The following is a 6,225-nucleotide window of genomic DNA, read 5'->3' as shown; positions in this document are numbered from 1 at the left end:
CAGGGGTAGGCCAGGGGAATGAATTCCCCTGGACCCCTTCTTTTTTCTGATCACCGGCCGTTCGACGACCAGCACCCTGCCGCCAGCACACCAGCGCAGCACCGCGGGACGCCAATTTCATGACGGCGCTTCCTCGAAGGTCGCGCTCCTGCCGGGCCGTTTTGCCCCCCGTCCCCAAGTGGACACGGCAGTCACCGCAGAAAAAAGAAGGGGGTCCAGGGGGAATTCATTCCCCCTGGCCTTCCCCTCCCTTCTCTTCCCCGGAACCTTCTCTCCCCCAAAGCTTGACCACGCGACGGCTGCAGGCGAAGGATCACGCGCCATGATCCTGCTCATCGACAATTACGACAGCTTCACCTTCAACCTCGTCCATTTCCTCGGCGATCTGGGGGCGGAGGTGCAGGTCTGGCGCAACGACGCCCTGACGCCGGAGCAGGCTCTGGCGCTGCAGCCCGAGGCCATCCTGCTGTCGCCGGGTCCCTGCACCCCGCGCGAGGCCGGGATCTGCCTGCCGCTGATCCAGGCCGCGGCCGCGGCGCGGGTGCCGCTGATGGGCGTCTGCCTGGGCCACCAGGCGATCGGCGACGCCTTCGGCGGCATCGTCGAGCGGGCGCCCGTGCCGGTGCATGGCAAGGTCTGGCCCGTCAGCCACCGGGACACCGACCTGTTCCAGGGGCTGCCCAGCCCCTTCGCCGCCACGCGCTACCACTCGCTGGTGGTGCGGCGGGAGGGGCTGCCGGCCGAGCTCGAGGTCACCGCCTGGACCGAGGACGGGCTGATCATGGGCCTGGCGCATCGCGATCTGCCGATCTGGGGTGTGCAGTTCCATCCCGAGAGCATTGCCAGCGCGCATGGCCACGACCTGCTGCGCAACTTCCTGACCATGGCCGGCGTCAAGCGGCCGGCGAAGACCGAGACCGCGCGATGATCTCCCTGAAGCCGGTTCTGGCGCGGCTCGCTTTGGGCGAGACGCTGGCGGAGAGCGAGGCCGAGCAGGCCTTCGGCGTCATCATGAGCGGCGAGGCCACCCCGGCGCAGATCGCCGGCATGCTGATGGCGATGCGGGTGCGCGGCGAGACGGTGGCCGAGATGACCGGCGCGGTGCGGGCCATGCGGGCGCGCATGACCGCGATCGAGGCCCCTCCCGGCGCCATCGACCTGGTCGGCACCGGCGGCGACGGGGTGGGGACGCTGAACATCTCGACCGCCGCCGCCTTCGTCGCGGCGGGCTGCGGCGTGCCGGTGGCCAAGCACGGCAACAAGGCGCTGTCGTCGAAGTCCGGCGCCTCGGACGCGCTGTCGGCGCTGGGCATCAACATCGACATCCCCTTCGACCGGATGGCTTCGGTGCTGCGCGAGGCCGGCATGGTCTTCCTGGCCGCCCCCCGCCACCACGCGGCGCTGCGCCATGCGGCGGGTCCGCGGGTGGAGCTGGGCACCCGCACCATCTTCAACCTGCTCGGGCCGCTGACCAGCCCGGCGCGGGTGAAGCGGCAGATGACCGGCGCCTTCGCCCCGCAATGGCTGCGCCCGATGGCCGAGACCCTGGCCCGCACCGGCAGCGAGCATGCCTGGCTGGTGCATGGCGACGGGCTGGACGAGCTGACGCTGTCCGGCCCCAGCAATGTCGTCGAGCTGAAGGACGGCCAGATCCGCGAATTCACCGTCACCCCGGCCGATGCCGGCCTGCCGCAGGCGCCGCTGGAGGCGCTGAAGGGTGGCACGCCGGCGGAGAACGCGGTCGCGCTCGAGGCGCTGCTGCGCGGCGAGCATGGCCCCTATCGCGATTGCGTGGTCCTCAACGCGGCGGCGGCCCTTGTTGTGGCCGGCGCAACGAACGATCTGGCAGAAGCTGCCCGGCGGGCGGCGCGCTCGATCGACGAGGGCGCGGCGCTGGCGGTGCTGGAGCGGCTGCGGCTGGCCACCAACCCGGCCGTCGCCGAGCCTGCATCTGCTTCGCCTGCGCCTGGTTGATCGGCCCTTCCCCCCTGCCTTGCCCTGCGATGCCTGCGCCCGTTTGCGCCGAGAGACATGATGAACGCTGACACCCTGCCCGACACCCTGCTGCGCATCCTGGCCGACAAGGAGGTCGAGGTGCGCGAGCGCACGGCCGCCACCCCCCTGGCCGAGATGGAGAAGCGCGCCAAGGATGTGGCGCCGCCGCGCGACTTCACCGGCGCGCTTTGCGCCGCGGTGGCCGAGGGCCGCATCGGCCTGATCGCCGAGATCAAGAAGGCCTCGCCCTCCGGCGGGCTGATCCGCGAGTCCTTCGACCCGGCCGGGCTGGCCCGCGCCTATGCCGCCGCCGGCGCCGCCTGCCTCTCGGTGCTGACCGACGCGCCGTATTTCCAGGGCACCCCGGCCGACCTGGTCACCGCCCGCAGCGCCTGCAAGCTGCCGGTGCTGCGCAAGGACTTCATGATCGACCCCTACCAGGTCTTCGAGGCCCGGGCGATGGGCGCCGACTGCATCCTGCTGATCATGGCCGCGCTCTCCGACGCCCAGGCGCGGGAGCTCGAGGACATCGCCCGCAGCCTGGACATGTCGGTGCTGGCCGAGGTCCATGACCGCCGCGAGCTGGACCGGGCGCTCGGCCTGCACACGCGGCTGATCGGCATCAACAACCGCAACCTGCGCACGCTGAAGACCGAGCTGGAGACGGCCGAGACGCTGTCGCCGCTGGTGCCTGCCGACCGCATCCCGGTGGCCGAGAGCGGTCTGCGCGATCCGGCCAATGTCCGCCGCATGGCCGCCGCCGGCGCACGCTGCATCCTGGTGGGCGAGCACCTGCTGCGCCAGCCCGACGTGACGGCCGCCGCCCGCGCCATGGTCGAGGCCGGCTGACCCGCATGCCGGGCGGGACGGAGGCCAGCGGCTTCACCCATTTCGATGCCGAGGGCCGGGCGGTGATGGTCGACGTCTCGGCCAAGCCCGCCACGGCCCGGCTGGCCATCGCCCGCGGCCGGGTGGTGATGGCGCCGGCGACGCTGGCCGCCATCCGTTCGGGTGGCATCGGCAAGGGCGACGTGCTGGGGGTCGCGCGGCTGGCCGGCATCATGGCCGCCAAGAAGACTTCTGACCTGATCCCGCTCTGCCATCCGCTGGCGCTCTCGTCGGTCCAGCTCGACCTGGTCCCCGAGGGCGAGACCGCCATCGCCATCGAGGCCCGGGTCAAGACCACCGGCCCGACCGGCGTCGAGATGGAGGCGCTGACCGCCGTCTCGGTCGCGGCGCTGACCGTCTACGACATGTGCAAGGCGATCGACCGCGGCATGACGCTGGAGGGCATCGGCTTGGCGCGCAAGGAAGGCGGCAAGTCCGGCCTCTGGGAAGCGGACACGACAGCATGATCCCGGTCGAGGAAGCCCGCGCCCGCATCCTCGACGTGCTGGTCCCGACCGGGGCCGAGACGGTGCCGCTGGCCGAAGCCTGGGGCCGCATCCTGGCTGCCCCCGTCCCGGCCCGCTTGACCCAGCCGCCGGCCGACGTCTCGGCCATGGACGGCTATGCGCTGCGCGCCGCCGACGGGGCGCCCGGCGCCGGGCTGACGGTGATCGGCAGCGCCCCCGCCGGGCATCCCTTCGCTGGGTCGATCGGCCCCTGCCAGGCGGTGCGCATCTTCACCGGCGGCCTGCTGCCCGACGGCGCCGATGCCATCCTGCTGCAGGAGGACGCGACCGCCGAGGGCGACCGCGTCACGGTGAACGAGGCGGTGCAGCCCGCCCGCTGGATCCGCCGCCGCGGCCTCGACTTCACCGCCGGCGACACCCTGCTGGAGGCGGGAAGGAAACTGACGGCGCGCGATGTCGGGCTGGCGGCGGCGGGCAACCACCCCTGGCTCTCCGTGCATCGCCGCCCGCGCATCGCCATCCTGGCCACCGGCGACGAGATCGTGCTGCCCGGCGAGCCCCTGCCCCCCGGCGGCATCGTGTCGTCCAATGCCCATGCGCTGTCGGCGCTGGTGCGGGCGGCCGGCGCGGAACCCATGGTGCTGCCGATCGCCGGCGACAGCGAGGACGCCATCGCCCAGGCCGCCGCCGCCGCGCGTGGCGCCGACCTGCTGGTCACCACCGGCGGCGCCAGCGTCGGCGAGCACGACCTGGTGCAGCAGGCGCTCGGCCCCCAAGGCTTCGCCCTGGATTTCTGGAAGATCGCCATGCGGCCGGGCAAGCCGCTGATCTGGGGGCGGCTAGGCCAGACGCCGCTGCTCGGCCTGCCGGGCAACCCGGTCTCCGCCCTGGTCTGCGGCGTGCTCTTTCTTTGCCCGGCCATCGCCCGGCTGGCCGGCCTGCCGCCCGCGCCGCTGCCCTTCCAGCCGGCGGTGCTGGGCGCCGATCTGCCGGCCAATGACCGGCGCGAGGATTACCTGCGCGCATCGGTTCAGCGCGATGCCGGCGGCAGGCTGGTGGTGACGCCCGCGCCGCGCCAGGACAGCTCGATGCTGCGGATCCTGGCCGGTTCCGACGCCCTGCTGAAGCGGGCGCCGCTCGCCGCGGCGCTTCCCGCCGGCAGCCTTGTCGAGGTGTTGCTGCTGCAGGACTTCGGCGTCTGAAGAAACGAAGCGTCCTGCGACGGCCAAGTCGCGGAAAACACGCCATTCGCCTGTTGACCGCTTTGCCAGAACTTTCGTAGAACATCGGCATGGTTGCCGCTTTGTTCGCGGTGGCCCCCATGCCATCGCGCACCGGTCTCGAAACCGGTGCCTCAAGGGAGCCGCGCATGCTGACCCGCAAGCAGCACGAGTTGCTGATGTTCATCGACCGGCACCTGCGCGACACCGGCTTCTCGCCGTCCTTCGAGGAGATGAAGGACGCGTTGAAGCTGCGGTCCAAGTCGGGCATCCACCGGCTGATCACCGCGCTGGAGGAACGCGGCTTCCTGCGCCGCCGCGCCCATCGCGCCCGCGCGCTGGAGGTGATCCGGCTGCCGGAGAGCATCGCCCCCATCCCGCGTCTGGCGGAGGCGAAAGCCGAGGCGGCCCGCGCCGAGGCCAGGCCCGATCCGAGGCCCGAGCTGCCACGGCCCGGCGCGACGCCCCCCAGCTTCTCGCCCAATGTCATCCGCGGCAATTTCGCCAGCAACCTGCCCGGCCAGCGCCCGGCCCAGGAAGCCGGGGCGGTGCACCTGCCGCTCTATGGCCGCATCGCCGCCGGCCTGCCGATCGAGGCGCTGCGCGACCAGGGCGCCAGCGTCGAGGTGCCGATGGCGCTGCTCGGCAATGGCGACCACTACGCGCTGGAGGTCGCCGGCGATTCGATGATCGAGGCCGGCATCCTGGACGGCGACACGGTGATCATCCGCCGCGACGACGTGGCCGAGAACGGCTCGGTCGTGGTGGCGCTGGTCGACGATGCCGAGGTGACGCTGAAGCGGCTGCGCCGCAAGGGCAACTCGATCGCGCTGGAAGCCGCCAATCCGCGCTACGAGACCCGCATCTTCGGCCCCGACCGGGTCAAGGTGCAGGGTCGTCTGGTGGGACTGCTGCGCCGCTACTGACGGATCGCGGCAGCGGCGGCGGCGGCACCCAGGGCCGCGCGCCGCGGCGGTCGCGGTCGCTTTCCACCACGGCGCCGGCGCGGGTGAGCCAGACGGCATGCGCCCCGTCCTGCCAGGTGGCGAAGCGGTCGATGCGCGGCGTGTCGCCGCAGCGGCCGCGGATCGGCTCCGCCGAGATCAGGATGCCGGCCGTGCCGCAATGCGGGGCGGCGAAGACCGGCGGCACCGGCTGCCCACGCCGCGCCGGAACGGCCCGCAGCAGCAGCGCCGCGGTGCCCTCACCGCCCTCCGGAGCGAAGCGGCAGGCCTCGGGCGTGCAATCGAGCCCGCCGATGGCGCCGCGCGACGGCGCCTCCCGGAAGGAGGCCTCGCCCAGGCCGCGCAGCCAGGTGTCACGGGTGAAGCCGGTGACCGCGCCGGACCGCGCCAGCACCGGCCCCTCCGCGGTGCGGAAGGCGACCAGTCGGGAGTCGCCGCTGACCAGGATGTCCGGCGGGGTGACAAAGCTGTCGCTGCCCAGCCCGACGACGATCGGCAGCAGCCCGAACCAGCGCCAGGGCAGCCGCCAGAGGCAGAGCCAGGCGAGGCCGAAGCTGGCCAGCCCCAGCCCCCAGCCCGGGATCGGCGGCGCCAGCAGCGCGGCCCCCGGCCAGGCGGCGACCGTCGCGGCGATCAGCAGGATACCCTCGATGCCCCAGCCCATGGCGGCAAGCGGCCAGGCCTCCAGCC

General features: G+C 72.7%; 6 protein-coding genes and 1 pseudogene. 6 read left to right on the top strand and 1 reads right to left on the bottom strand.

Annotated features, from left to right (window positions below):
* The first annotated feature begins 322 nt into the window (after nucleotides 1-322).
* The 6 genes from BKE38_RS27750 to lexA all read left to right on the top strand — a co-directional run bounded on the left by BKE38_RS27750 (nucleotide 323) and on the right by lexA (nucleotide 5,496).
* Entirely contained in the window at nucleotides 323-928 is a 606-nt protein-coding gene (locus tag BKE38_RS27750; RefSeq protein WP_076960401.1) for an anthranilate synthase component II, read from the top strand.
* Nucleotides 925-1,974: an anthranilate phosphoribosyltransferase gene (gene trpD / locus BKE38_RS27745; RefSeq protein ID WP_076960400.1), complete on the top strand. Its 1,050-nt coding sequence runs from the start codon at nucleotides 925-927 to the stop codon at nucleotides 1,972-1,974. Before BKE38_RS27750 ends, trpD begins: the two co-directional genes overlap by 4 nt.
* Nucleotides 1,975-2,034: 60 nt before the next feature.
* The gene (trpC, locus tag BKE38_RS27740; RefSeq protein WP_076960402.1) at nucleotides 2,035-2,844 is read left to right on the top strand and encodes an indole-3-glycerol phosphate synthase TrpC; all 810 of its coding nucleotides are present in this window, start codon (nucleotides 2,035-2,037) and stop codon (nucleotides 2,842-2,844) included.
* A gap of 5 nt (nucleotides 2,845-2,849) precedes the next feature.
* Nucleotides 2,850-3,350 carry a cyclic pyranopterin monophosphate synthase MoaC gene (moaC, locus tag BKE38_RS27735; RefSeq protein WP_076960399.1) on the top strand — a complete coding sequence of 167 codons (501 nt, stop codon included), beginning with the start codon at nucleotides 2,850-2,852 and terminating at the stop codon, nucleotides 3,348-3,350.
* Complete coding sequence (locus tag BKE38_RS27730) at nucleotides 3,347-4,552, top strand: molybdopterin molybdotransferase MoeA (RefSeq protein WP_076960398.1); 1,206 nt, start codon at nucleotides 3,347-3,349, stop codon at nucleotides 4,550-4,552. Before moaC ends, BKE38_RS27730 begins: the two co-directional genes overlap by 4 nt.
* A gap of 167 nt (nucleotides 4,553-4,719) precedes the next feature.
* Complete coding sequence (gene lexA / locus BKE38_RS27725; protein WP_076960397.1) at nucleotides 4,720-5,496, top strand: transcriptional repressor LexA; 777 nt, start codon at nucleotides 4,720-4,722, stop codon at nucleotides 5,494-5,496.
* Here the strand turns inward: lexA and BKE38_RS32525 are convergent.
* A pseudogene (locus tag BKE38_RS32525) lies at nucleotides 5,453-6,225 on the bottom strand (ComEC/Rec2 family competence protein); the annotation flags it as partial. The gene lexA and the pseudogene BKE38_RS32525 overlap by 44 nt on opposite strands.

The organism is Teichococcus deserti (assembly GCF_001982615.1).
GTDB lineage: Bacteria > Pseudomonadota > Alphaproteobacteria > Acetobacterales > Acetobacteraceae > Pseudoroseomonas > Pseudoroseomonas deserti.
This window is presented reverse-complemented; position numbering and strand designations above follow the sequence as displayed.

Coding starts and splice junctions, on each gene's coding strand:
- BKE38_RS27750 (WP_076960401.1), top strand. CDS start 323: ATGATCCTGCTCATCGACAATTACGACAGCTTCACCTTCAACCTCGTC.
- trpD (WP_076960400.1), top strand. CDS start 925: ATGATCTCCCTGAAGCCGGTTCTGGCGCGGCTCGCTTTGGGCGAGACG.
- trpC (WP_076960402.1), top strand. CDS start 2,035: ATGAACGCTGACACCCTGCCCGACACCCTGCTGCGCATCCTGGCCGAC.
- moaC (WP_076960399.1), top strand. CDS start 2,850: ATGCCGGGCGGGACGGAGGCCAGCGGCTTCACCCATTTCGATGCCGAG.
- BKE38_RS27730 (WP_076960398.1), top strand. CDS start 3,347: ATGATCCCGGTCGAGGAAGCCCGCGCCCGCATCCTCGACGTGCTGGTC.
- lexA (WP_076960397.1), top strand. CDS start 4,720: ATGCTGACCCGCAAGCAGCACGAGTTGCTGATGTTCATCGACCGGCAC.